23 protein-coding genes are annotated in these 24,085 nt (G+C 54.8%); 14 read left to right on the plus strand and 9 right to left on the minus strand.

Annotated elements, in window-relative coordinates:
* The first annotated feature begins 139 nt into the window (after nt 1–139).
* Nucleotides 140–2,419: an NADP-dependent oxaloacetate-decarboxylating malate dehydrogenase gene (gene maeB, locus ACREYP_RS06075; RefSeq protein ID WP_008459558.1), complete on the plus strand. Its 2,280-nt coding sequence runs from the start codon at nt 140–142 to the stop codon at nt 2,417–2,419.
* 155 nt (nt 2,420–2,574) lie between these two features.
* Here the strand turns inward: maeB and hemF are convergent, their stop codons facing one another.
* Both hemF and amiA read right to left on the minus strand, forming a co-directional pair.
* Nucleotides 2,575–3,480 carry an oxygen-dependent coproporphyrinogen-III oxidase gene (gene hemF / locus ACREYP_RS06080; protein WP_498881191.1) on the minus strand — a complete coding sequence of 302 codons (906 nt, stop codon included), beginning with the start codon at nt 3,478–3,480 and terminating at the stop codon, nt 2,575–2,577.
* A gap of 5 nt (nt 3,481–3,485) precedes the next feature.
* The gene (gene amiA, locus ACREYP_RS06085) at nt 3,486–4,358 is read right to left on the minus strand and encodes an N-acetylmuramoyl-L-alanine amidase AmiA (RefSeq protein ID WP_008459562.1); all 873 of its coding nucleotides are present in this window, start codon (nt 4,356–4,358) and stop codon (nt 3,486–3,488) included.
* A 216-nt stretch (nt 4,359–4,574) separates the two neighbouring features.
* Here amiA and ACREYP_RS06090 point away from each other — a divergent pair, with 216 nt between their 5' ends.
* The 9 genes from ACREYP_RS06090 (at nt 4,575) to cysM (ending at nt 12,066) form a co-directional block, all read left to right on the plus strand.
* Complete coding sequence (locus tag ACREYP_RS06090; protein WP_008459564.1) at nt 4,575–5,000, plus strand: GNAT family acetyltransferase; 426 nt, start codon at nt 4,575–4,577, stop codon at nt 4,998–5,000.
* Nucleotides 5,001–5,020: 20 nt separating this feature from the next.
* Nucleotides 5,021–5,473 (plus strand): DUF2919 family protein, encoded by a 453-nt coding sequence (locus tag ACREYP_RS06095; RefSeq protein ID WP_166990720.1) that lies wholly within the window; start codon nt 5,021–5,023, stop codon nt 5,471–5,473.
* A gap of 49 nt (nt 5,474–5,522) precedes the next feature.
* Nucleotides 5,523–6,098: an RpoE-regulated lipoprotein gene (locus tag ACREYP_RS06100; protein ID WP_336706815.1), complete on the plus strand. Its 576-nt coding sequence runs from the start codon at nt 5,523–5,525 to the stop codon at nt 6,096–6,098.
* A 129-nt stretch (nt 6,099–6,227) separates the two neighbouring features.
* Nucleotides 6,228–7,127: a Dyp-type peroxidase gene (locus ACREYP_RS06105; protein WP_498881192.1), complete on the plus strand. Its 900-nt coding sequence runs from the start codon at nt 6,228–6,230 to the stop codon at nt 7,125–7,127.
* Between the two features lie 157 nt (nt 7,128–7,284).
* On the plus strand, nt 7,285–8,301 hold the full coding sequence (locus ACREYP_RS06110; RefSeq protein WP_008459570.1) for a sulfate ABC transporter substrate-binding protein: 1,017 nt from the start codon (nt 7,285–7,287) through the stop codon (nt 8,299–8,301).
* Nucleotides 8,301–9,134, plus strand: coding sequence for a sulfate/thiosulfate ABC transporter permease CysT (cysT, locus tag ACREYP_RS06115; RefSeq protein WP_008459572.1), 834 nt, complete (start codon nt 8,301–8,303; stop codon nt 9,132–9,134). The genes ACREYP_RS06110 and cysT overlap by 1 nt, the downstream gene beginning before the upstream one ends.
* Nucleotides 9,134–10,009: a sulfate/thiosulfate ABC transporter permease CysW gene (gene cysW / locus ACREYP_RS06120; protein ID WP_008459574.1), complete on the plus strand. Its 876-nt coding sequence runs from the start codon at nt 9,134–9,136 to the stop codon at nt 10,007–10,009. Before cysT ends, cysW begins: the two co-directional genes overlap by 1 nt.
* Nucleotides 9,999–11,084, plus strand: a complete 1,086-nt coding sequence (gene cysA / locus ACREYP_RS06125; protein ID WP_008459576.1) for a sulfate/thiosulfate ABC transporter ATP-binding protein CysA — start codon at nt 9,999–10,001, stop codon at nt 11,082–11,084. Before cysW ends, cysA begins: the two co-directional genes overlap by 11 nt.
* Before the next feature lie 70 nt (nt 11,085–11,154).
* Nucleotides 11,155–12,066 carry a cysteine synthase CysM gene (cysM, locus tag ACREYP_RS06130; RefSeq protein ID WP_039295805.1) on the plus strand — a complete coding sequence of 304 codons (912 nt, stop codon included), beginning with the start codon at nt 11,155–11,157 and terminating at the stop codon, nt 12,064–12,066.
* 52 nt (nt 12,067–12,118) lie between these two features.
* On the opposite strand, the gene ACREYP_RS06135 is transcribed toward cysM, so the two are convergent.
* Complete coding sequence (locus ACREYP_RS06135; protein WP_336819304.1) at nt 12,119–13,330, minus strand: cupin domain-containing protein; 1,212 nt, start codon at nt 13,328–13,330, stop codon at nt 12,119–12,121.
* A gap of 447 nt (nt 13,331–13,777) precedes the next feature.
* On the opposite strand from ACREYP_RS06135, the gene pdxK reads away from it, so the two are divergent.
* Nucleotides 13,778–14,629 (plus strand): pyridoxine/pyridoxal/pyridoxamine kinase, encoded by an 852-nt coding sequence (pdxK, locus tag ACREYP_RS06140; RefSeq protein ID WP_336819303.1) that lies wholly within the window; start codon nt 13,778–13,780, stop codon nt 14,627–14,629.
* Nucleotides 14,630–14,681: 52 nt separating this feature from the next.
* Here pdxK and crr read toward each other — a convergent pair whose 3' ends face one another.
* From crr to cysZ, 5 genes are all read right to left on the minus strand, one after another.
* The gene (gene crr / locus ACREYP_RS06145) at nt 14,682–15,185 is read right to left on the minus strand and encodes a PTS glucose transporter subunit IIA (protein WP_008459580.1); all 504 of its coding nucleotides are present in this window, start codon (nt 15,183–15,185) and stop codon (nt 14,682–14,684) included.
* A 43-nt stretch (nt 15,186–15,228) separates the two neighbouring features.
* A complete protein-coding gene (ptsI, locus tag ACREYP_RS06150) occupies nt 15,229–16,956 on the minus strand; it encodes a phosphoenolpyruvate-protein phosphotransferase PtsI (RefSeq protein ID WP_045783391.1) in 1,728 nt (575 codons plus the stop codon).
* A 44-nt stretch (nt 16,957–17,000) separates the two neighbouring features.
* Nucleotides 17,001–17,258: a phosphocarrier protein Hpr gene (gene ptsH / locus ACREYP_RS06155; protein ID WP_002913505.1), complete on the minus strand. Its 258-nt coding sequence runs from the start codon at nt 17,256–17,258 to the stop codon at nt 17,001–17,003.
* A gap of 373 nt (nt 17,259–17,631) precedes the next feature.
* Entirely contained in the window at nt 17,632–18,603 is a 972-nt protein-coding gene (cysK, locus tag ACREYP_RS06160; protein WP_008459590.1) for a cysteine synthase A, read from the minus strand.
* A gap of 159 nt (nt 18,604–18,762) precedes the next feature.
* Nucleotides 18,763–19,524 carry a sulfate transporter CysZ gene (cysZ, locus tag ACREYP_RS06165; RefSeq protein ID WP_008459591.1) on the minus strand — a complete coding sequence of 254 codons (762 nt, stop codon included), beginning with the start codon at nt 19,522–19,524 and terminating at the stop codon, nt 18,763–18,765.
* Nucleotides 19,525–19,756: 232 nt separating this feature from the next.
* Between cysZ and zipA the strand changes: the two genes are divergently transcribed.
* The 3 genes from zipA (at nt 19,757) to ACREYP_RS06180 (ending at nt 23,014) form a co-directional block, all read left to right on the plus strand.
* Nucleotides 19,757–20,713, plus strand: a complete 957-nt coding sequence (zipA, locus tag ACREYP_RS06170; protein WP_336819302.1) for a cell division protein ZipA — start codon at nt 19,757–19,759, stop codon at nt 20,711–20,713.
* Nucleotides 20,714–20,779: 66 nt separating this feature from the next.
* Complete coding sequence (gene ligA, locus ACREYP_RS06175) at nt 20,780–22,798, plus strand: NAD-dependent DNA ligase LigA (RefSeq protein ID WP_336819301.1); 2,019 nt, start codon at nt 20,780–20,782, stop codon at nt 22,796–22,798.
* Nucleotides 22,799–23,014, plus strand: a complete 216-nt coding sequence (locus ACREYP_RS06180) for a DUF3820 family protein (protein ID WP_039295779.1) — start codon at nt 22,799–22,801, stop codon at nt 23,012–23,014. It abuts the gene before it with no gap.
* Here the strand turns inward: ACREYP_RS06180 and ACREYP_RS06185 are convergent.
* On the minus strand, nt 23,011–24,006 hold the full coding sequence (locus ACREYP_RS06185; protein WP_336819300.1) for a bile acid:sodium symporter family protein: 996 nt from the start codon (nt 24,004–24,006) through the stop codon (nt 23,011–23,013). The genes ACREYP_RS06180 and ACREYP_RS06185 overlap by 4 nt on opposite strands.
* Nucleotides 24,007–24,085 lie beyond the last annotated feature (79 nt).

The following is a 24,085-nucleotide window of genomic DNA, read 5'->3' on the forward strand; positions in this document are numbered from 1 at the left end:
TAACATTGGTTCTATAGTTAGCTAACAATAATCACGCCTAATCTTAATAGTATGGCTACCTTCAAAGTTTGCGAAACGTGCCCGCGTGATACTAGGCGGCTGACGTAACAATAAAGAAGACCCAAAAAGGAACGATGCAATGGATGAACAACTGAAGCAAAGTGCCCTCGATTTCCATGAGTTTCCAATTCCGGGGAAAATCCAGGTTTCTCCGACCAAACCCCTTGCTACCCAGCGTGACCTGGCGCTGGCGTATTCGCCGGGCGTAGCGGCACCTTGCCTTGAAATTGAAAAGGACCCGCTCGCCGCCTACAAATACACCGCGCGTGGCAACCTTGTGGGCGTGGTTTCTAACGGTACCGCGGTGCTCGGGCTAGGCAATATCGGCGCGCTTGCAGGCAAGCCGGTCATGGAAGGTAAGGGCGTCCTGTTTAAAAAATTTGCCGGTATAGACGTTTTCGATATCGAAATTGATGAGATGGATCCGGACAAGCTTATCGACGTGGTGGCCGCGCTGGAACCCACTTTCGGCGGCATTAACCTGGAAGATATCAAGGCACCGGAGTGTTTCTACATAGAGCAGAAGCTGCGCGAGCGCATGAACATTCCGGTGTTCCACGACGACCAGCACGGCACCGCGATTATTTGTACCGCCGCGGTGCTGAACGGCCTGCGCGTGGTTGAAAAGAACATTACCGATGTACGGCTGGTGGTTTCCGGCGCGGGGGCTTCGGCAATCGCCTGTATGAACCTGCTGGTCGCGCTGGGAATGCAAAAACACAACATCGTGGTTTGCGACTCGAAGGGCGTTATTTATAAAGGCCGCGAAGAGAACATGGCCGAAACCAAAGCCGCCTATGCCGTTGAAGACAGCGGCAAGCGGACGCTGGACGACGTGATTGAAGGCGCGGACATTTTCCTCGGCTGCTCCGGTCCGAAAGTGCTGACTCAGGAGATGGTGAAGAAGATGGGCAAAGCGCCGCTGATTCTGGCGCTGGCTAACCCTGAGCCTGAAATTCTGCCGCCGCTGGCGAAAGAGGTGCGTCCGGAAGCCATTATCTGTACCGGCCGTTCGGACTACCCGAACCAGGTGAACAACGTGCTGTGCTTCCCGTTCATCTTCCGTGGCGCGCTGGACGTGGGTGCCACGGCAATTAACGAAGAGATGAAGCTGGCTGCGGTACATGCGATAGCCGAGCTGGCTCACGCTGAACAAAGCGACGTGGTGGCCTCCGCCTACGGCGAGCAGGAACTGACGTTCGGCCCGGAATACATCATTCCTAAGCCATTTGACCCGCGCCTGATCGTGAAAATTGCCCCGGCGGTAGCCAAAGCAGCGATGGACTCCGGCGTGGCCACGCGCCCGATTCAGGATTTCAATGCTTACAGCGAGAAGCTGGAAGAGTTTGTCTACAAAACCAACCTGTTTATGAAGCCGATCTTCTCCCAGGCGCGCAAAGAGCCGAAGCGCGTGGTGTTAAGTGAAGGGGAAGAAGCGCGCGTGCTGCATGCCACACAGGAGCTGATCACTTTGGGGCTGGCGAAGCCTATCCTGATTGGTCGTCCAAGCGTTATCGAAATGCGTATCAAAAAGCTGGGCCTGCAAATTCAGCCGGGCAAAGATTTTGAGATCGTGAATAACGAATCCGATCCGCGTTTCAAAGAGTACTGGCACGAGTACTACAACATCATGAAGCGCCGTGGGATCACTCAGGAGCAGGCGCAGCGGGCGGTGATCAGCAACACGACTGTGATCGGGGCGATCATGGTGCATCGTGGTGAAGCAGATGCGCTGATATGCGGGACAATCGGCGAATATCACGAGCACTTTGACGTGGTAGAGAAGCTGTTTGGCTACCGCGAAGGCGTGAAGGCTGCCGGGGCGATGAACGCGCTGCTGCTGCCGAGCGGCAACACCTTTATCGCGGATACCTATGTGAACGATGACCCTACGCCGGAAGAACTGACGGAAATCACGCTGCTGGCGGCGGAAACGGTGCGCCGCTTCGGCATTGAGCCGAAAGTTGCGCTGCTTTCCCACTCCAACTACGGTTCTTCCAACAGCAAAGCCGCCTGCAAAATGCGCAAAACGCTGGATCTGGTGCGTGAGCGTGCGCCTGACCTGGAAATTGACGGGGAGATGCACGGAGACGCCGCGCTGGTTGAAAGTATTCGCCATGAGCGTATGCCGGACAGCCCGCTGAAAGGCTCTGCCAATATCCTGATCATGCCGAACGTTGAGGCGGCGCGTATTAGCTACAACCTGCTGCGCGTGTCGAGTTCTGAAGGGGTGACCGTTGGACCGGTCCTGATGGGCGTGGCGAAGCCGGTTCACGTGTTGACGCCGATTGCTTCGGTGCGCCGCATTGTGAATATGGTGGCGCTGGCGGTTGTGGAGGCGCAAACCGCACCGCTGTGATTGAACTCCCTCTCTCCCCGGAGGGGCGAGGGGGAAAACCGAGTAAAGCGGATAATAGAGTCATCTTTCCCCAAAGGGATATGGGGTACAGCGAGCACTAAAAATCCCCTCTCCCTTTTAGGGAGAGGGTTAGGGTGAGGGCAAAAACGCGAAAGCTACACCCACTCCTTCACTGGCAGAAAATCACGATACAGCACAGCCTCCGGGCTGCCTTCTTCAGGCTGATAGTCATACTCCCAGCGCACCAGCGGCGGCATCGACATTAAAATCGATTCGGTGCGCCCGCCGGTTTGCAGGCCAAACAGCGTGCCGCGATCCCACACCAGGTTGAACTCAACGTAGCGCCCACGACGATACAGCTGGAAGTCACGCTCACGCTCGCCGAAGGGATGATCCTTGCGGCGTTCAACAATCGGCAGATAAGCGTCCAGGAATCCCTGTCCGACGGCCTGAATAAAGCGGAAGCCGTAGTCAAAGTCTGGCTTGTTCAGATCGTCGAAGAACAGCCCGCCGATACCGCGCTGCTCGTTGCGGTGTCTGATAAAGAAGTAGTCATCGCACCACTTTTTATAACGCGGGAAAACGTCGTCACCAAACGGCTGACACAGGTCACGCGCCGTGCGGTGCCAGTGCACCGCATCTTCTTCGAAGCCGTAGTAAGGCGTTAAGTCGAAGCCGCCGCCAAACCACCAGACCGGATCGGCGCCAGGTTTTTCGGCAATAAAGAAACGCACGTTGGCGTGGCTGGTCGGCACATAAGGGTTGTTCGGGTGTACCACCAGCGAAACGCCCATGGCCTGAAAGCTTCTGCCCGCCAGTTCCGGGCGGTGGGCCGTGGCAGACGCCGGCATGGCGTCGCCGTGAACGTGAGAAAAGTTCACGCCAGCCTGTTCGAACACCGCGCCGCCGCGCAAAACTCGACTGCGCCCGCCGCCGCCGCCTTCTCGCTGCCAGTTGTCTTCCTGGAAGACGGCGCCATCAAGGGCGGAAAGCTGCTGGCATATCGTATCCTGCAGGGAGAGCAGGAACTGTTTTACGGCGTGGATATCGGGCTCAGTCATAAAAATTAACGCTTCTTACCGTGGACTTTATGGTTATCAAACCAGTTGAAATAGCTCATCACGCCGGAGGCGATGGCGGTGGCAATCTTCTGGCGGAAGGCGGTGGTGCCGAGCAGCTTTTCTTCGCCCGGGTTAGTGATGAACGACGTTTCAACCAGCACGGACGGAATGGACGGCGACTTCAGAACGACGAAGGCTGCCTGTTCCGTGTTGCGGCTGTGCAGCTTATGCACCGGCTTTATCTGTTTCAGAATATGCGAGCCGAGCGTCAGGCTGTTTTTAATCGTGTCGGTCTGCACCAGGTCAAACAGCACCTGCTGCAGGTAGTGATCTTTGTCTTTCACTTTGCTGCCCGCTACGTCATCCGCGGCGTTCTCTCTGTCTGAAAGATATTTCGCCATGGCGCTACTTGCGCCTCGGTTAGACAGGGCGAATACGGAGGCACCTGCGGCGGTTGGACTGGTGAAGCCATCCGCGTGGATCGACATAAACAGGTCTGCGCCGTGCTGGTGGGCGATTTCAACGCGATCGTACAGCGGAATAAATTCGTCCGTGGTGCGAGTCAGCCTGGCATCGATCCCGTTGCTGCGCAGGATGCTGCGCACGTTTTTGGCAATGGCCAGCACCACGTGTTTTTCTTTCGAGCCGTTGTGGCCGATGGCGCCGGTATCAATCCCACCGTGGCCCGGGTCGAGCATAACAATGCGTTTTGCCCCGGATTTTTTGGCCACTTTACTGTGGGAATTGGTGGTTTTCAGCGATTTGGCTTCTTCCTTTGCCAGCGCTTGGTTCATACCGGTTAGCGTCAACGCTGCTAAACCCGTGAGCAGGACCTGGCGGCGCGTCGTAAGTTGCGTTAGCGATTTAATTTTGCTCATGCGGATGAATTATTTATCTTATGGAGTCCAGATGGGAAGTTATAACGTATCGGCTTCATGCAAACGACACTCTGGCGTCAGAAATGTATATCCATTCGTTTCATTTCATGACTGGTCGGAGATTATGCCATTTTTTTCGCGCTTTTGCGGCAGTTATTGGCTTAACGGACGGTTAACGCCATAATCAACCTTTTACGGCTTAAGGTGGCTAATACCATGGAAATTCGCGTTTTTCGCCAGGAAGATTTCGAAGAGGTCATTACCCTTTGGGAGCGCTGCGATTTACTGCGCCCATGGAATGACCCGGAAATGGACATTGAACGTAAGCTGCATCACGATGCGGACCTGTTTTTAGTCGCTGAGGTGGGTGGCGAGATCGTCGGTTCGTTGATGGGCGGGTATGACGGCCATCGGGGGTCAGCCTATTACCTGGGCGTGCACCCGGAGTTTCGGGGCCGCGGCATTGCTAACGCCTTGCTGAACCGGCTGGAAAAGAAGCTGATTGCCCGCGGTTGCCCGAAGATCCACATCATGGTGCGCGAAGAGAACGATCTGGTTATCGGCCTTTATGAAAAGCTCGATTACGAGCATCAGGACACCATTTTGCTCGGCAAACGGCTGATAGAAGATCAGGAATATTAATTTTCAAATGTGTTCATGCCATGTATTTGCCTGCTGATTATGATTCACAGGGCAACTTAAAAGCACCGCTGCTGTTCTGGGCGGTGTTGTTGTTACAGGCCCGCACCTGGGTTTTGCTGGTGCTGGCGGGGGCTTCTCGTCAGCAGGGCGATGCGCTGCTGGGCCTGTTTTATCCCGATCGCGATAACTTCTGGCTGGGGCTGATCCCCGGTATTCCGGCTGCGCTGGCCTTTTTGCTCAGCGGACGTCGCCACCTTTGGCCCCGGTTCTGGCGGGCATTTCGCTGGATATTGATTGCCGCCCAGGTTGGGCTGCTGGCGTGGCAACTGGCGCTGCTGGCCGGGGATGAAACGCTGACCGGTACCACCGTTGTTCTGCTGATTATCGATCTGTTCGCGCTTTGGTGGCTGCTGACTAACCGCCGGCTGCGGGATTACTTTGCCCTGAAAAACGAGTTAAGCGGCACTTTTTGACGTCCCCGTACTCCAAAGGCCGTTACCATTTTTTGAAAAGGAATGATCAATGAAATCTCTGCGCCTGATGATGCTAGGCCTGCCGCTGGTTCTGAGCGGGTGTTCCACGCTGTCCTCCGTTAACTGGTCTGCGGCTTATCCGTGGAACTGGTTTGGCTCTTCCGTTGAGGTGAGCGAGCAGGGCGTGGGGAAACTGACTTCAGCCACCGCGATGGATGAGAAGGCCGTGAGCGAGGGGTTGAATGACAATTATCGTCTGCGCAGCGGCATGAAAACTGAAAACGGCACCATCGTGCGCTACTTTGAGGCGATGAAAGACAAAGACGTTAAGCTGGTGGTGAACGGCGAAAAAGGCACCGTGAGTCGCGTAGATGTGATGGATGCTGACATCAAAACCGCCAGCGGCGTGAAAATCGGCACGCCTTTCAGCGATCTGTATCAGAAAGCTTTTGGGGTCTGCGAAAAAGCGACCGGCGACGATGCGGCAGGCGTTCTCTGCCAGGCGCCGAACAGCCAGCACATCAGCTATCTGTTTACAGGCGAGTGGCACGGGCCGGAAGGATTGATGCCGTCGGATGATACGCTGAAGAAATGGACGCTTAACAAAATTATCTGGCGTCGATAAAATTTGCGCCGGGTTTGCGCCGTCGCAAGTCGGCGTGAATAAATCAGGTTAGAATAGCCCGATAAATGCCTCCGTTCGGAGTCATCATAGTTATGTGCCACCTTTGGTGGCATTTTTTTAGGAGGAATCATGTCTCGGGTTCAAAGCGGCATTCTGCCGGAACATTGTCGTGCCGCCGTTTGGCTGGAAGCTTCTGTCCAGGGCGACTTCAGCGCGCTGAGCGCAGGGTGCAAAACCTTTATTGAAGCGTTGAATGCTTTCCAGGAACAATTCCCTGACGCGATGCTGGGGGCGACCGTTGGCTTCGGGCACGACCTGTGGCGCGACCTCAGCAAAGGCGAAGGTGCCGCAGAGCTGAAAAACTTTACGCCACTAGGCAAAGGCCTGGCGCCCGCGACCCAGCACGATGTGATGATCCACATTCTTTCTCTGCGCCATGACGTGAACTTCTCCGTGGCTCAGGCCGCGCTGGCCGCGTTTGGCGATGCGCTGAAAATTGAAGAAGAGATTCACGGTTTCCGCTGGGTAGAAGAGCGCGATCTCAGCGGCTTCGTTGACGGGACCGAAAATCCACAGGGCGAAGAAAATCGTCGCCAGGTGGCGGTGATCAACGAAGGCGTGGATGCCGGGGGCAGCTACGTGCTGGTTCAGCGCTGGGAACACAACCTCAAGCAGTTTAACCGCCTGAGCGTGCACGACCAGGAGATGATCTTCGGCCGTACCAAACAGGAAAACGAAGAGATTGACGGCGACGCGCGGCCAGCCACTTCTCACCTGAGCCGGGTCGATCTGAAAGAAGACGGCAAGGGGCTGAAAATTGTGCGTCAGAGCCTGCCTTACGGCACCGCCAGCGGCGTGCACGGTCTCTATTTCATCGCCTATTGCGCGCGTTTGCATAACATTGAACAGCAGCTGTTGAGCATGTTTGGCGACGCTGACGGGAAGCGTGACGGTATGCTGCGCTTCACTAAGCCGGTCACCGGCGGTTACTACTTTGCGCCGTCGCTCGATAAATTACTGAGCCTGTAATCCCCTCCGGCGTAGCGTTTGCTACGCCGCTTTCTTATATCCCTTTCTTCTTGTAAATCGCCAAACGGTATATAAAAGCGTTACAGCTTTATCGCTCGTTATAAATACACTGACTGTCATGAGTTTATGGCATTCATCACATTTATAAGGGCGAAGCATGGCAATCAGGTCAGTTAAAAAAGTATGGAACGCGCTCGCTGTCTCTTTGCTGCTGGCAGGCTCTGCCCATGCAACCGAGCTGCTGAATAGCTCTTATGATGTGTCCCGCGAGCTGTTTGCCGCGCTTAACCCGCCGTTTGAAAAACAGTGGGCGCAGGAGAATAACGGCGACAAGCTGACGATAAAACAATCTCATGCCGGGTCATCAAAACAGGCGCTGGCCATTTTGCAGGGCTTAAAAGCTGACGTTGTAACTTATAACCAGGTGACCGATGTGCAGATCCTGCACGACAAAGGCAACCTGATCCCGGCGGACTGGCAGAGCCGTCTGGGCAACAACAGCTCGCCTTTCTACTCCACCATGGCTTTCCTGGTGCGCAAAGGCAACCCAAAGAACATCCACGACTGGAGCGATCTTGTGCGCCCGGACGTGAAGCTCATTTTCCCGAATCCGAAAACTTCTGGTAACGCTCGTTATACCTATCTGGCAGCCTGGGGTGCGGCAGACAAAGCTGACGGCGGCGATAAAGCCAAAACCGAGCAGTTCATGACGCAATTCCTGAAAAACGTCGAAGTGTTTGATACCGGCGGCCGCGGGGCGACAACCTCCTTTGTCGAGCGTGGGCTGGGCGACGTGCTGATCTCTTTTGAATCAGAAGTGAACAATATCCGCAACCAGTACGCCAAAGACGGTTATGAAGTCGTAGTGCCGAAGGTCAACATTCTGGCCGAGTTCCCGGTTGCCTGGGTGGATAAAAACGTGAAGGCCAACGGCACGGAAAAAGCGGCCAAAGCCTACCTGAACTATCTCTATAGCCCTCAGGCGCAGACCATCATTACCGATTACTACTACCGCGTGAATAACCCACAGGTAATGGATAAGCTGAAAGATAAATTCCCACAGACCGAGCTGTTCCGCGTGGAAGATGCGTTCGGCGGCTGGCCGGAAGTGATGAAAACGCATTTTGCTACCGGCGGGGAGCTGGACAAGCTGTTAGCGACGGGGCGTAGTTAATGTTTGCCAGCCGTTCAAAACGCGTATTGCCGGGGTTTACGCTTAGCCTCGGCACCAGCCTGCTGTTTGTTTGCCTGATCCTGCTGCTGCCGCTGAGCGCGCTGGTGATGCAGCTGGCGCAAATGTCGTTCTCCCAGTACTGGGACGTGATTACCAACCCGCAGGTCGTGGCCGCCTATAAAGTCACGCTGCTTTCCGCCGCGCTGGCTTCCGTGTTTAACGGCGTGTTCGGCCTGTTAATGGCTTGGATCCTGACGCGTTATCAGTTTCCGGGGCGCAGCCTGCTAGATGCGCTGATGGATTTACCCTTTGCGCTGCCCACCGCGGTGGCGGGTTTAACCCTCGCCGGGCTGTTTTCTGTCAACGGCTGGTACGGCGAGTGGCTGGCGCAGTTTGGCATTAAGGTGACTTACACCTGGCTGGGTATTGCCGTCGCGATGGCGTTTACCAGCATTCCGTTTGTGGTGCGCACCGTTCAGCCCGTGCTGGAAGAATTGGGGCCAGAATACGAAGAGGCTGCTGAAACGCTCGGCGCGACTCGCTGGCAGAGTTTCCGCCGTGTAGTGCTACCGGAGCTTTCTCCGGCACTGATGGCGGGCGTAGCGCTTTCCTTCACCCGCAGCCTGGGGGAGTTTGGCGCGGTTATCTTTATCGCCGGAAACATCGCCTGGAAGACGGAAGTCACCTCGCTGATGATCTTCGTGCGCCTGCAGGAGTTTGATTACCCGGCGGCCAGCGCCATTGCGTCAGTGATTCTGGCGGCGTCGCTGCTGCTGCTGTTCACCATTAACACGTTGCAGAGTCGCTTTGGTCGACGCGTGGTAGGTCACTGATGACGGACGTCACTGCTTTGAAAAACTATACCCGCTCCCGCATTAACTGGGGAAAATGGGCGCTGATCGCCATCGGTGTGCTCGTCTCTTTCCTGATTCTGGTGGTGCCGGTCGCGTCTATTTTTGTAGAAGCCTTTTCCAAGGGGCTGATGCCCGCGCTGCAAAATATCGCTAACCCGGACATGCTGCACGCCATCTGGCTGACGGTGATGATTGCCCTGATTACCGTGCCGGTAAACCTGGTGTTCGGCACGCTGCTGGCCTGGCTGGTGACGCGTTTTAACTTCCCTGGCCGCCAATTGTTGCTGACGCTGCTGGATATCCCATTTGCCGTTTCCCCGGTGGTTGCGGGCCTGGTTTATCTGCTGTTTTATGGCTCTAACGGCCCGCTGGCGGGGTTCCTGGATGCCCACAACCTGCAAATCATGTTTGCCTGGCCGGGCATGGTGCTGGTGACTATCTTCGTCACCTGCCCGTTTGTGGTGCGTGAGCTGGTGCCGGTGATGCTAAGCCAGGGCAGCCAGGAAGATGAAGCCGCGATTTTACTGGGCGCTTCCGGCTGGCAGATGTTCCGCCGCGTGACGCTGCCCAATATTCGCTGGGCCCTGCTTTATGGCGTGGTGCTGACCAACGCCCGCGCCATCGGTGAATTTGGCGCGGTGTCGGTGGTGTCCGGTTCGATTCGCGGCGAGACGTTCTCGTTGCCGTTACAGATTGAGTTACTGCAGCAGGATTACAACACCGTTGGTTCGTTTACCGCCGCGGCGTTGTTGACCCTGATGGCAGTCCTGACCTTGTTCTTAAAGAGTGCGGTGCAGTGGCGTCTGAATAATCAGGAAAAACGCCTGAAGCAGGAGGAAAATCATGAGCATTGATATTGCCAATATTAAGAAGTCATTTGGACGCACCCAGGTGCTGAACGATATCTCGCTGGATATCCCTTCTGGTCAGATGGTGGCGCTGCTTGGTCCGTCCGGCTCTGGTAAAACTACGCTGCTGCGTATTATTGCCGGGCTGGAGCACCAGAACAGCGGTCGCATCAGCTTCCACGGCACCGACGTCAGCCGGATGCATGCCCGCGATCGCAAAGTCGGCTTTGTGTTTCAGCACTATGCGCTGTTCCGCCATATGTCGGTATTCGACAATATCGCCTTTGGCTTAACGGTGCTGCCGCGTCGCGAACGGCCTTCCGCCTCTGCGATCAAACAGAAAGTGACGAAACTGCTGGAAATGGTGCAGCTTTCCCATCTGGCCGACCGCTACCCGGCGCAGTTGTCCGGCGGGCAGAAGCAGCGTGTTGCCCTGGCGCGTGCGCTGGCGGTGGAGCCGCAAATCCTGCTGCTGGATGAACCGTTTGGCGCTCTGGACGCACAGGTTCGTAAAGAGCTGCGCCGCTGGCTGCGCGAGCTGCACGAAGAGTTAAAGTTCACCAGCGTGTTTGTGACGCACGATCAGGAAGAAGCGATGGAAGTTGCCGACCGCGTGGTGGTGATGAGCCAGGGCAATATCGAGCAGGTCGATACGCCTGAGCAGGTCTGGCGTGAGCCCGCGACCCGCTTCGTGCTGGAGTTCCTCGGCGAGGTTAACCGCCTGAAAGGCGTGATTCGTGGGAGCCAGTTCCACGTCGGCGCGCATCGTTGGCCGCTGGGGTTCACGCCGGCCCATCAGGGGGATGTTGATTTGTTCCTGCGTCCGTGGGAAGTGGACGTCAGCCGCCGCACGAATCTTGATTCACCTCTGCCGGTGCAGGTGCTGGAAGTCAGTCCGCGCGGGCATTACATGCAGCTGGTTGTGCAGCCGCTGGGCTGGTATGACGAACCGCTGACGGTGGTTCTGAAGGAACAGCAAATTCCGCAGCGCGGTGAGCGTCTGTTTGTGGGATTACAAAACGCGCGCCTGTATGAAGGTGCCAACCGTATTCAGGGTGTAGACCTGGCGCAGTCCGCCTGATAATTTACCCCGACAGGACACGCACTAGCGGCCCACCGAGGCCGCTTTTTCATTTATTGCGGGCAGGCAAGTGATCACTTTAGAAAGCACTATTGGCAATACTCCTCTGGTCCGGCTGCAGCGCAGCGGGCTGACGAACGGCAGCGAGATTTGGGTCAAACTCGAAGGAAATAACCCGGCAGGTTCGGTTAAAGATCGCGCGGCGCTGTCGATGATTGTTCAGGCGGAAAAACGAGGGGAAATACAACCCGGCGATACGCTGATTGAGGCAACCAGCGGCAATACCGGCATTGCGCTGGCGATGATCTCTGCGCTCAAAGGCTACCGTATTAAGCTGCTGATGCCGGACAACATGAGCATGGAGCGCAAGGCGGCGATGCAGGCTTACGGCGCCGAGCTGATTCTGGTCAGCAAAGCTCAGGGCATGGAAGGCGCGCGTGAGCTGGCTCAGCAAATGGCCGACCGTGGCGAAGGCAAGATCCTCGATCAGTTTAATAACCCGGATAACCCGCTGGCGCATTACACGACGACCGGGCCGGAGATCTGGCGGCAGACCGAAGGGCGAATCACGCATTTTGTCTCCAGCATGGGCACGACGGGTACGATAACCGGCGTGAGTCGTTTTATGCGCGAGCAAAGCAAGCCAGTGAGAATTGTCGGGCTGCAGCCGGAAGAGGGCAGCAGCATCCCGGGGATCCGCCGTTGGCCAGAAGAGTGGTTGCCGAAAATTTTCAACCCGACACTGGTGGATGAAGTCATCGACATGGCGCAGACCGAAGCCGAGCAGACGATGCGCCGCCTGGCGATGGAAGAGGGGATTTTCTGCGGCGTAAGTTCCGGCGGGGCAGTGGCGGGTGCGTTGCGCGTAGCCAAAGCAAATCCGGGGGCCGTAGTGGTCGCTATTATTTGCGACAGAGGCGATCGCTATCTTTCTACCGGCGTGTTCGGGGAAGAGAGCTACGTTCAGGGCGCTGGCATCTGACGCTGTAAGCCAGGAAAAGGTCGCCTGAGGCGATCTTTTCCTGAGAGCAGGCTTACTTCACAACCGGGTTTTTATGCAGGCTCAACGCCTTCATAAAGGTATCATCAAGCTGTAAATGCTGTTTCACCAGCTCAGGCGGCGTGCTGGCCAGCCACTGGTTAAGCGAAATATCCGCGTAATAGTCGCTTTTAAACAGTTCCAGGAAACGCAGGGTTGTGGTGCCGGTATTCTCGATATAATGCCCCATCGCAAAGGGAACGTAGCCGACATCCCCGGCGCGGTAATCAAAGGTTCTGGCCTGACCCGAAGAGGCGAAAACGCCCATTCTGCCTTCCCCTTCAAGATAGTACTGCCATTCATCGTTATTTGGGTGCCAGTGAAGTTCTCTCAGCCCGCCGGGCTCTATTTCCACCAGGGCTGCCGCAATAGTCTTCGACACCGGGAAATTAGATGAATCCGTTATTCTGACGGTGCCGCCAGGGGCTTTGATCGGATCCTGAGCCAGCATATGGTGGGTGAAATTAATCTCTGATTTAGCTGCGCCATTAATACTGTCTGAGGCAAGGCTGCCGGGTACTGTACCCGCGAAAATATATTCATCAGCAGGTGAAGGCAGTTTAGAAAATGTAGACACGGGCACCTGGAAGTTTTTTGCTAATATCTCCGGAGGGATATGTTTAAACCAGTCGGATAACAGGAACGTACTGTCTTCATCAAATCCGCCGTCGTCGAAAGCCAAAAGAAACTCACAGCCGTCAGGCCCGATACCCTGAATGGAGTGAGGAATGCCCGGCGGGAAATACCATAAATCACCGACGCCGATATCATCCACAAACCAGCCTCCTTTTGCATCGAAGGCCGTTACCCGCGCATTGCCGTAGGTCATGTAGGCCCATTCACCCTCTTTGTGCCAGTGAAGTTCGCGGATGCCTCCGGCATTCAGGCGCATGTCTACCCCGGCGATGGTGGTTGAAATCCCCAGCTCCCGCTTGGTGACTTGTCGGGTCCAGCCGCCGGTGCCTTTTCTGACATGGGCATCGCTGAAGGAGTAGCGCAGGTTCGGCAACGTGCCGCTGTCGGTAGCGGGCGGGTTAACAATGTCAGGGTTTTCAGCTTCCCAGATGGGGTCGTGAGGGCCCGGATCGCGCACGCTTGCCGGATAGGATTTTACTTTGTCATCGTGGGCATGGGCCTGCCCGGCCGCTAATACGACGGTACCGCCTGCGGCAAAGGCCATGAAGCTTCTTCTGGATATATCTTTCATATAATAGCTTCCTTATATTCATGCAGAGTGAGGTTTATTCTCCGGAGGGAACTTTTGTTATAGGTGAAATTATGGAGTTTAACCTTGTGGAATTGTAAGGCAGGCATGAGTCGACAATGTAAACAGCGGGTGGTGAAGATATATCCTTATGATGTAATGGATATTTTGTTGATGTGATGTTTAAGTGGTGGTTATTAATTTCCAGGTATCCAGCACTAATCGGTAATAATGTTTTCTTCATCATTCAGGTGATACATTTTCAAGGTGTAACGGCTGAAAGAAAATATTACTTTTGTCGTTAATTCGATAAATCTGAAGGATGGTAGCTGTATCTCTGCTATTACCGGAATAAAGAGGGCGCTCTTAGCATGGTTGTACCGCCCGGGTCTGGCTATAATGGCCGCTTCGCAATTCAGACCTTAGCTGTCTGGCGGGCAAGGGGAAAATATGAGTCAGGATAACGATATACAGTCTGTACTGTTTCACGATGCAGGCCGGGCGCTGCAGGCCGATATTGTGGCGGTGCAATCTCAGGTCGTTTACGGCAGCGTCGGGAACAGTATCGCGGTTCCGGCGATTCAGCAGCATGGCTGGCGGGTGATGGCGGTGCCAACGGTGTTATTCAGCAACACGCCGCATTACGATACGTTTTATGGCGGCGTGATCCCGGCGGACTGGTTTAGCGGCTATCTGCGAGCGCTCGAAGAACGGGATGCGTTGCGCGAACTGAAGGCCGTGACGACGGGTTACATGGGCAGTGCGGAGCAAATCCATCTGCTGGCGGAGTGGCTGCGTCAAAGACGCAAAAGCCATCCTGAGCTGTTGATACTTGTCGACCCGGTAATGGGGGACACCGACAGCGGTGTTTACGTCAAGGCGGGTATTCCTGAAGCTTATCGCACGGCGCTGCTGCCTCATGCACAAGGGATCACGCCTAATCTCTTTGAACTGCATATTCTGACCGGAATGCCCTGCGATACGCTGGAGCAGGCGGTGATGGCGGCCAGAAGTCTTCTCTCTGAAACATTGCGCTGGGTGGTAATAACCAGTGCGCCGGGGAACTGCGCGGATACTATTTCCGTGGTGACGGTGACCGCTGATGAAGCCGATGTGACCAGCCACGCTCGCGTGGTGACCGACCTGAAAGGCACCGGGGATTTGTTCTGCGCCGAGCTGGTAAGCCGAATACTTGCAGGCAAGCAGGTGGCGGTTGCCGCAGGAGAAGCTGCGCATCGGGTGTTTGAAGTGATGACCTGGACTCAGGGGCAGCGCTCAGATGAACTGATTCTTCCTCGCTGAATCGCAGCCAATAAAAAAGGCACCCCAGGGTGCCTTTTTCTCTGCATGAATCTTACTTCTTGATGCGGATAACCGGGGTTTCGCCCACGGTCACGCTACCTGTCAGTTTGATCAGCTCTTTGATTTCGTCCATGTTGGAGATAACAACCGGTGTCAGGGTAGACTTGGCTTTCTCTTCCAGCAGCGGCAGGTCGAACTCAATAACCACGTCGCCTTTCTTCACGCGCTGGCCTTCTTCAGCGATGCGCTTAAAGCCTTCGCCTTTCAGCTCAACGGTGTCGATACCAAAGTGAACAAACAGCTCAATGCCGCTATCGGATTCGATAGAGAAGGCATGGTTGGTTTCAAAGATTTTACCGATGGTGCCGTCAACCGGAGCAACCATTTTGTTGCCGGTTGGTTTGATAGCGATCCCATCACCAACGATTTTTTCAGCAAACACGACGTCCGGCACGTCTTCAATGTTAACGATTTCGCCAGACAGTGGAGCAACGATCTCAATGGTTCCGGTGTCGCTATTGCCTTTGTCACCGAACAGTTTACTAAATAACCCCATTAGCCTTCTCTCCTAAGCAGTAATTTGGGCAGCATCTCGTGAATTAGCAGATTGTTTTTTCTTCAATGAACTTGTTAACCAGCGTCATTAACTCGTCCGTTGTCGGTTGAGCAAGAGCCTGCTCTGCTAACACTTTCGCATCTTCGAAGTTCGTGTTACGAATAATCTTCTTGATACGTGGGATAGAAATGGCGCTCATACTGAATTCGTCCAGGCCCATCCCAAGCAACAGAAGTGTAGCACGTTCGTCGCCCGCAAGCTCACCACACATACCGGTCCATTTACCTTCTGCATGAGAAGCATCAATAACTTGCTTAATCAGAGTCAGTACGGACGGTGACATCGGCTGGTAAAGATGTGAAATCATATCATTACCGCGGTCAACTGCCAGGGTGTACTGAGTTAAATCGTTGGTGCCGATGCTGAAGAAGTCGACTTCTTTGGCCAGATGACGAGCAATCGTCGCAGCCGCAGGGGTTTCGACCATCACGCCGATTTCGATAGATTCATCGAATGCTTTGCCTTCGTCACGCAGTTCCTGCTTGAAGATCTCAATCTCTTTTCTCAGGGCACGCACTTCTTCAACAGAGATGATCATCGGGAACATAATGCGCAGCTTGCCAAAAGCAGAGGCGCGCAGGATAGCGCGAACCTGGTCACGCAGGATCTCTTTGCGATCCATGGCGATACGAATGGCACGCCAGCCCAGGAACGGGTTCTCTTCTTTAGGGAAGTTCATGTACGGCAGCTCTTTGTCGCCGCCGATGTCCATGGTACGGACGATAACCGCCTGAGAGCCACAGGCTTCAGCCACGGCTTTGTACGCGGCAAACTGCTCTTCTTCGGTTGGCAGTGAGTCACGGTCCATGAACAGGAATTCGGTACGATACAGACCCACACCTTCAGCGCCGTTACGCTCAGCACCGTCGATGTCACGCACGGTACCAATGTTGGCACACACTTCGACCTGGTGGCCGTCGAGGGTGATGGCTGGCAGGTCTTTCAGCTTAGCCAGCTCTGCTTTTTCAGAGGCAACCTGCTGTTGAACGGCGCGCAGCTCTTCGATCTGCTCGTTGGTTGGGTTAACGTAAACTTTGTTGTTAACCGCGTCGAGGATCAGATAGTCGTCGTTTTTCACGTCGGAGGTGACGCTACCGGTGCCCACAATCGCTGGCAGCTCAAGGGAGCGCGCCATGATGGAAGTGTGGGAGGTACGGCCGCCGATGTCGGTGATGAAACCCAGCACCTTTTTCAGGTTCAGCTGTGCGGTTTCAGACGGGGTCAGATCTTTGGCAACCAGGATAACTTCATCCTTAATTGCGCTTAAATCGATAATGTTCAGGCCGAGAATGTTCTGCAGAAGACGCTTACCGATGTCACGTACGTCAGCCGCACGTTCTTTCAGGTATTCGTCATCCAGCTCTTCCAGAGCCGTTGCCTGGCCTTCAATCACTTCGTATGCCGCAGCGTCCGCCGTGACCAGCTTGTCTTTGATAAGGGCTATGATTTCCTGCTCGAGCTCTTCGTCTTCCAGCAACATAATGTGGCCTTCGAAGATAGCTTCCTTTTCTTCACCGAAGGTCTCGCCAGCTTTAATTTTGATCGCTTCTAACTGCTCGGATGCTTTGGCGCGCCCGCTGAGGAAACGTTCAACTTCCTGCTCAACTTTGTCGGCAGAAATTTTCTTCCGGTCGATGACAATTTCATCTTCTTTCAGCAAAAGTGCTTTGCCGAAAGCGATACCCGGGGATGCTAAAATGCCTGAAATCATAACCCTACCTTACTTGTGACTGATATTTACGAAGAACCCAGAACTTACTCGAGTTCAGCCATCAGTTTTACTAAATGCTCAACGGCTTTCTGCTCATCTTCACCTTCGGCGGAGAGCGTCACTACGGTACCCTGAGTCAGGCCCAGAGTTTGCAGTTTGAACAGGCTCTTAGCGCTGGCGCTTTTGCCGTTGGAAGTCACAGTGATTTCGGAAGTGAAGCCTTTAGCTTCTTTAACAAACTGAGCAGCAGGGCGGGTATGCAGACCGTTCGGAGCGGTAATAGTTACTTCTTGCTGGAACATTGTATTTCCCCAACTTATAGGTTTAGTGTTGTGGAACTAAAGTCTAGCCTGGCGGCCACACTTTAGCCTGTATCGTTAGCGCCATCGTCAAAGGAACGGGGCACTGGATGCATGGGAATCGTGAAAAAAACGCCAACAGCGTGTTTCACAGATTCTTCATCATTATGCCGTGAAAACCAGATAGGCACCAAATCGTTAAATCGATTCAGCAGGCGCATCTCACAGCTTGATTAATTTCGCGCATCAAAATAATTGCTGGTTAAATACCAGACCTGCGGGGGTAAGCGCAATGCCGATGAGGGTGAAAGTTTGATGCAGACCACAAAAAAGCACCCTCACGGGTGCTTTTTTAAGCATATATCAAATACTGGCATTACTGTTGCAGTTCTTTCTCAGTGAACAGATCGGCAAACAAAGCAGTACTCAAATAGCGCTCCCCGGAGGACGGAAGGATAACCACAATATTCTTATTGGTAAAGGCTTCGTCTTCCTGAAGTTTCAGCGCGGCGGCCACGGCGGCACCGGAAGAGATACCCGCGAGAATACCTTCCTCATCCATCAGGCGGCGAGCGGTCGCAATGGCGTCGTCGTTGCTGATAGTGACTACTTTGTCGATAAGCTTCAGATCGAGGTTACCAGGGATAAATCCGGCCCCGATACCCTGAATTTTATGCGGACCAGGCTTCAGTTCTTCACCCGCCAGCGCTTGAGTAATTACCGGAGAATCCGTTGGTTCTACCGCCACGCTAATGAGCGAGGTTTTGCCTTTGGTATTTTTGATGTAGCGGCTGACGCCCGTCAGCGTACCGCCGGTACCGACGCCGGCGATAAACACATCCACTTCACCATCGGTATCTTCCCAGATTTCCGGGCCGGTGGTTTTTTCGTGAATTTCCGGGTTTGCCGGGTTGCTGAACTGCTGAAGCAGTAAGTATTTAGCCGGGTCGCTGGCGACGATTTCCTCGGCTTTCTGGATGGCACCTTTCATGCCTTTAGCGCCTTCGGTCAGCACCAGGTTTGCACCCAGCGCTTTTAACAGCTTACGGCGTTCGATGCTCATGGTTTCCGGCATGGTCAGCGTCAGCTTGTAGCCGCGCGCTGCCGCGACATAGGCCAGAGCGATACCGGTGTTGCCACTGGTAGGTTCGACTAACTCCACGCCAGGCTTCAGCACGCCGCGTTTTTCGGCATCCCAAATCATGTTGGCACCAATACGGCATTTGACGCTAAAGCTTGGGTTACGGGACTCCACCTTAGCCAGAATGCGTCCGTTGCCGATACGGTTCAGGCGAACCAGCGGCGTGTGGCCGATTGTCAGGGAGTTGTCTTCATAAATTTTGCTCATGGCTCGTCCTTAACTGTCTGAATTTTGGGATACCGGTCCAGCATACCCGCTCAGGAAATATGCGGAAGTAAGGAAATAGCATATCTATATGTGGAAGGGAAATAAGCCAATGCAACATGGAATAAGCCATAGCATAAGCCGCTTCCCTTCCTGAGAGCATTATTTCCACATGGCGTGTTTTGCCCGATAGCAGTCCACCCACATGGCCGTCGCGCCGCAGACGGCAACCGGCATGATAAACAGGTTCAGAACCGGGATCAGCGTGAACAGGCTCACCAGCGCGCCAAACTGCATGTTGACGATCTTTTGCTCGCGAAGCGCCACTCGCATCTGTTTGAACGGCACTTTATGGTTATCAAAAGGGTAGTCGCAGTATTGAATCGCCAACATCCATGCGCTGAATAAGAACCACAAGACCGGGGCGACGGTTTGGCCAATGCCGGGAATAAAGTAGAGCAGAAGCAGGACTAGCGCGCGCGGCAGATACCAGGCTAGCTTTTGCCACTCACGCTTCATGATGCGTGGCAGATCTTTCATTATATCGAGCACGCCCGTATCCGGCGGCGTTGCGCCCGTAAGGCGAGCTTCAAGCTGCTCTGCCAGCAGGCCGCTAAACGGCGCGGCAATCAAGTTTGCGATTGTCGAAAAGAAGTAACCAAACACCAATAACACCGAGAGCGTTACCAGTGGCCAAAGCACGTAGCTCAGCCATTGTAGCCAGTCTGGCACGTGGCTCATCATCGACGGGATCCAGACATCAAGACGCGTGAATAACCACCAAAAAGCGCCACCAAGCAAGATGATATTGACCAACAGCGGCAGCACGACGAAACGCTTGATGCCGGGTTCGCGAACCAGTTTCCAGCCCTGGGAAAAATAATACACGCCACTGCGCGGCGGGGTTCCGGAAGATGAAACCATAATCTGAGCAGACTCCTTATCAGGTCAATGCAGTTAGCTGCTTCGCTATCATAACTGACTGCATTCAGAAAAACTTGCCAGGAATTGGTCGAAAAATCAGCTAAAAGGTGCGCTTACGCTATCTTTATGGTGAGAAAACCGTGCTCGCACTTGCACTTGAGCAGATGGGCAAATACTCTTAGTGAGTAAATGTTTGCCGCGGTGGCAAGGTGTTAGAACAACAGAGAATATAATGATGCAGGATTTGCGTCTGATATTAATCATTGTTGGCGCAATCGCCATAATAGCCTTACTGGTTCACGGTCTGTGGACCAGTCGTAAGGAACGCTCGTCCGTGTTCCGCGATCGCCCTTTGAAACGTATGAAGTCGAAGCGTGACGAATACGAAGAAGAGGATGATGAGGAAGAAGAAGGCGTCGGTGAAGTGCGCGTGCGTCGTACTGCGCCCGTGCCGGAATCTGCCTCTCGTGAAGCGAATGCGCCACGTCAACCTCAGGCACCTCAGCACAACTATGAGCCGCCGTATGCGTCAGCAGAACCTCGTCCTGCCCCGCAATCGCGCCAGCCTGAGCCGGTTACCCCGCACCACGTTGAGCCCGCGCCTCAGCATGTGGAACCAGTGCGTCCTGTCGCACCTCCTGCGCCAGCTCCGGCGGCAGTGCCTGAGCCACAGCCGGTCGCTCCCGTTCAGCCTGCACCACAGTTCACTGCGGAACCAACGCCAGAGCCTGTGGCTGCTGAACCAGTGCCGCAGCCTGCACCAGTGAAAAAAGAGACGGTGATCGTGATGAACGTCGCTGCCCACGCGGGCACGATGTTAAACGGCGAGTTGCTGTTGAACAGCATTCAGCAGGCCGGTTTCAAGTTTGGTGAAATGAATATTTTCCACCGCCATCTTAGCCCTGATGGCAGCGGTCCAGTTCTGTTTAGCCTGGCGAATATGGTTAAACCTGGGTCTTTCGACCCTGAGAACATGGCGGATTTCGCCACGCCAGGCGTGACCATCTTTATGCAGGTGCCGTCCTACGGCAATGCAGCGCAAAACTTTAAGCTGATGCTGCAGTCTGCGCAGCACATCGCCGATGAAGTCGGTGGCGTGGTGCTCGACGATCAGCGTCGCATGATGACTCCGCAAAAGCTGCGCGAGTACCAGGACAGGATCCGCGAGGTTGTTGAAGCCAACGCCTGAATCCCGGCCTGAATCTTCCCCCTAAACCCCCGCCTGTCGGGGGTTTTTTATCATTGATGGTGCGATATGGACTCAATCGAACAACAACTTAACCACCTGCGAACCACGCTTCGCCATCATGAATATCTGTACCATGTGCAGGATAATCCCGAAATTCCCGATGCGGAATACGACAGGCTGATGCGCGAACTCCGTGCGCTTGAAGAAGCGCATCCGGAATTGATTACCCAGGATTCACCGACCCAGCGAGTCGGTGCTGCGCCGCTGAGCGAGTTCACCCAGGTACGCCATGAAGTGCCGATGCTGTCCCTCGATAACGTTTTCGATGAAGCAAGCTACCTGGCGTTCAACAAACGCGTGCTGGACAGGCTCAAAAGCAGCGATGCTCTGACGTTTTGCTGTGAACTAAAACTGGATGGTCTGGCGGTAAGCCTGCTGTATGAAGACGGTGTTCTTGTGCGGGCCGCGACACGCGGTGACGGCACAACCGGTGAAAATATCACGTCTAACGTCCGAACCATTCGCGCGATACCGCTTAAACTCCACGGAGACAATATTCCTCGTCGCCTTGAGGTGCGTGGAGAAGTTTTCTTGCCGCAGGCAGGATTCGAAAAAATCAACGAAGAAGCTCGCCGTACTGGCGGGAAAGTGTTTGCCAACCCTCGCAATGCGGCGGCAGGCTCGCTGCGCCAGTTAGATCCGCGCATTACCGCTAAACGCCCGCTGACCTTCTTCTGCTACGGCGTGGGGTTGCTGGAAGGCGGTGAACTGCCAGCCAGCCACATGGCGCGTTTGCAGCAGTTTAAGGCCTGGGGATTGCCGGTCAGCGACCGCATCCGTCTGTGCAGCACACCGGAAGAAGTGCTGGCGTTTTACCATCAGGTAGAGGCCGATCGCCCAACGCTGGGCTTTGATATTGATGGCGTGGTTATCAAAGTTGACTCGCTTGCGCTGCAGGAAACGCTGGGCTTTGTGGCGAGAGCGCCGCGCTGGGCCGTTGCGTTTAAGTTTCCAGCGCAGGAACAGATGACCACCGTGCGAGACGTGGAGTTCCAGGTAGGGCGTACCGGCGCAATTACGCCCGTCGCTCGTCTGGAGCCGGTGCAGGTTGCTGGGGTACTGGTAAGCAACGCGACGTTGCACAATGCCGATGAAATAGAGCGTCTTGGCCTGCGCATTGGTGACAGAGTTGTGATCCGTCGCGCCGGGGATGTTATCCCGCAGGTTGTTGGCGTGGTGGAGTCTGAACGCCCGGAAGACACTCAGGCAATCGTCTTCCCAACGCAGTGCCCGGTTTGCGGTTCAGACGTTGAGCGTGTGGAAGGCGAAGCTGTTGCCCGCTGTACCGGGGGCCTGATTTGTGGTGCCCAACGCAAAGAGGCGCTGAAGCACTTTGTGTCCCGCCGTGCGATGGACGTTGACGGCATGGGCGACAAAATCATCGATCAACTGGTGGAGAAAGAGTACGTTCACACGCCAGCCGATCTGTTCAAGCTGACGGCGGGTAAGCTTACCGGGCTGGATCGCATGGGGCCTAAATCGGCACAAAACGTTGTGGATGCGCTGGAAAAAGCCAAAGAGACAACTTTTGCTCGCTTCCTGTATGCCTTAGGTATTCGTGAGGTCGGAGAAGCCACCGCCGCAGGGCTGGCCGCGCACTTCGGCACGCTGGATGCGCTTATCTCGGCCAGCATTGAGGAGCTGCAAAAAGTGCCGGATGTCGGCATTGTTGTGGCGACGCATACCTTTAACTTCTTTGCCGAAGAGAGCAACCGGGATGTTATCCGTCAGCTTACCGAAGAGGCCGGGGTCCACTGGCCTGCGCCTGTGGTCGTCAAAGCGGAAGAGATCGACAGCCCGTTTGCCGGGAAAACCGTGGTGCTCACCGGCTCGCTGAGCATTCTTTCCCGTGACGAAGCCAAAGACCGGCTGACCGCGCTCGGTGCAAAAGTGGCCGGAAGCGTGTCGAAAAAAACCGATCTTGTCATAGCCGGGGAAGCGGCCGGCTCCAAGCTTGTCAAGGCGCAGGAGCTGGGCATTCAGGTTATTGACGAAGCGGAAATGATTCGTTTGCTGGGTGACTAAATGGACAAAGAACAGCTCATTGAGATAGCCAACACGGCCATGCCCTTTGGTAAATACAAAGGCCGGATGCTGATTGATTTACCGGAAGAGTATTTGCTGTGGTTTTCCCGCAAAGGGGAGTTCCCCGCGGGCCATCTCGGTGAGCTGATGGCCCTGACGCTGCTGATTAAAGTGGAAGGGCTGGACAACCTGGTCCGGCCCCTCAAGCGGCACTAGGTTCTGATGGCTGCGGCCTGTTTTTCACCGGCTGCAGCCGCTTTTCTTTGGTAACGCCGGGCCATACCGGCGCATATCATCAGCTGGATCTGGTGGAAGATCATCAGCGGCAGCACCATCATTCCCACGGCAGCAACCGGAAATAGAATATTAGCCATCGGGATCCCGTTGGCCAGGCTCTTTTTCGATCCGCAGAAAACAATCGTAATTTCATCCGCTTTGCTAAAGCCAAAGCGCCGCGCCACAAAGATATTTACCGCTATCACAATGGCCAGCAGCACGAGGCTGGAAGCTACGATAAACAGCAGCGAACCCGCGCCAACCTTATGCCAGATGCCGTGCGTCACGGCTTCACTAAAGGCGGAATAGACCACCAGAAGAATCGAAGTCTGGTCAGTTTTGCCGATCCATTTCTTGTTTTTTGCCACCCAGGCACCAATCCAGGGCCGCATCAGATGCCCGGCCACGAACGGCACCAGGAGTTGTAGCATAATGCTGCCCACCTGATGCAGGCTGCCGCTTGCACCCTGAACATGCATCACCAGGCCAACCAGCAATGGCGAAAGAAAAATGCCCAGCAGGCTTGATGCCGAGGCTGAACAAATAGCCGCCGCGACGTTGCCCCCGGCAATAGAGGTAAAAGCGATGGCCGATTGTACCGTGGCGGGCAAAATACAAAGATAAAGGAACCCGCTGTAAAGTTCGGGGCTGACATTGACCGGTTTCCACCAGCTAAACAACACGCCAAGCACCGGGAACAGGACGAATGTGCTGCACATCACCCACAGATGAAGCCGCCAGTGGCCGCCGCCGGAGATCACCGCCTCGCGAGACAGTTTGGCGCCATGCATAAAGAACAATAAGGCGATGGCGGCGGTGGTCAGCCCCTCGAAGAAACCGACAAAACTGCCTTGTGCCGGGAAGAAAGAGGCCAGCAGGACGGTACAAACCAGCGTTAACGTAAAGGGGTCGACAATGCGGAGCAATTTCATAGTCATTCCTCAAAGGTGAAGGGCGCTATTGTGTTTCTGCTAATTTCAGAAATAAAATTGATTTATTAAATACATTGAT

Source organism: Enterobacter sp. TMH.L2, from assembly GCF_050847315.1.
Classification (GTDB): Bacteria; Pseudomonadota; Gammaproteobacteria; order Enterobacterales; family Enterobacteriaceae; genus Cedecea.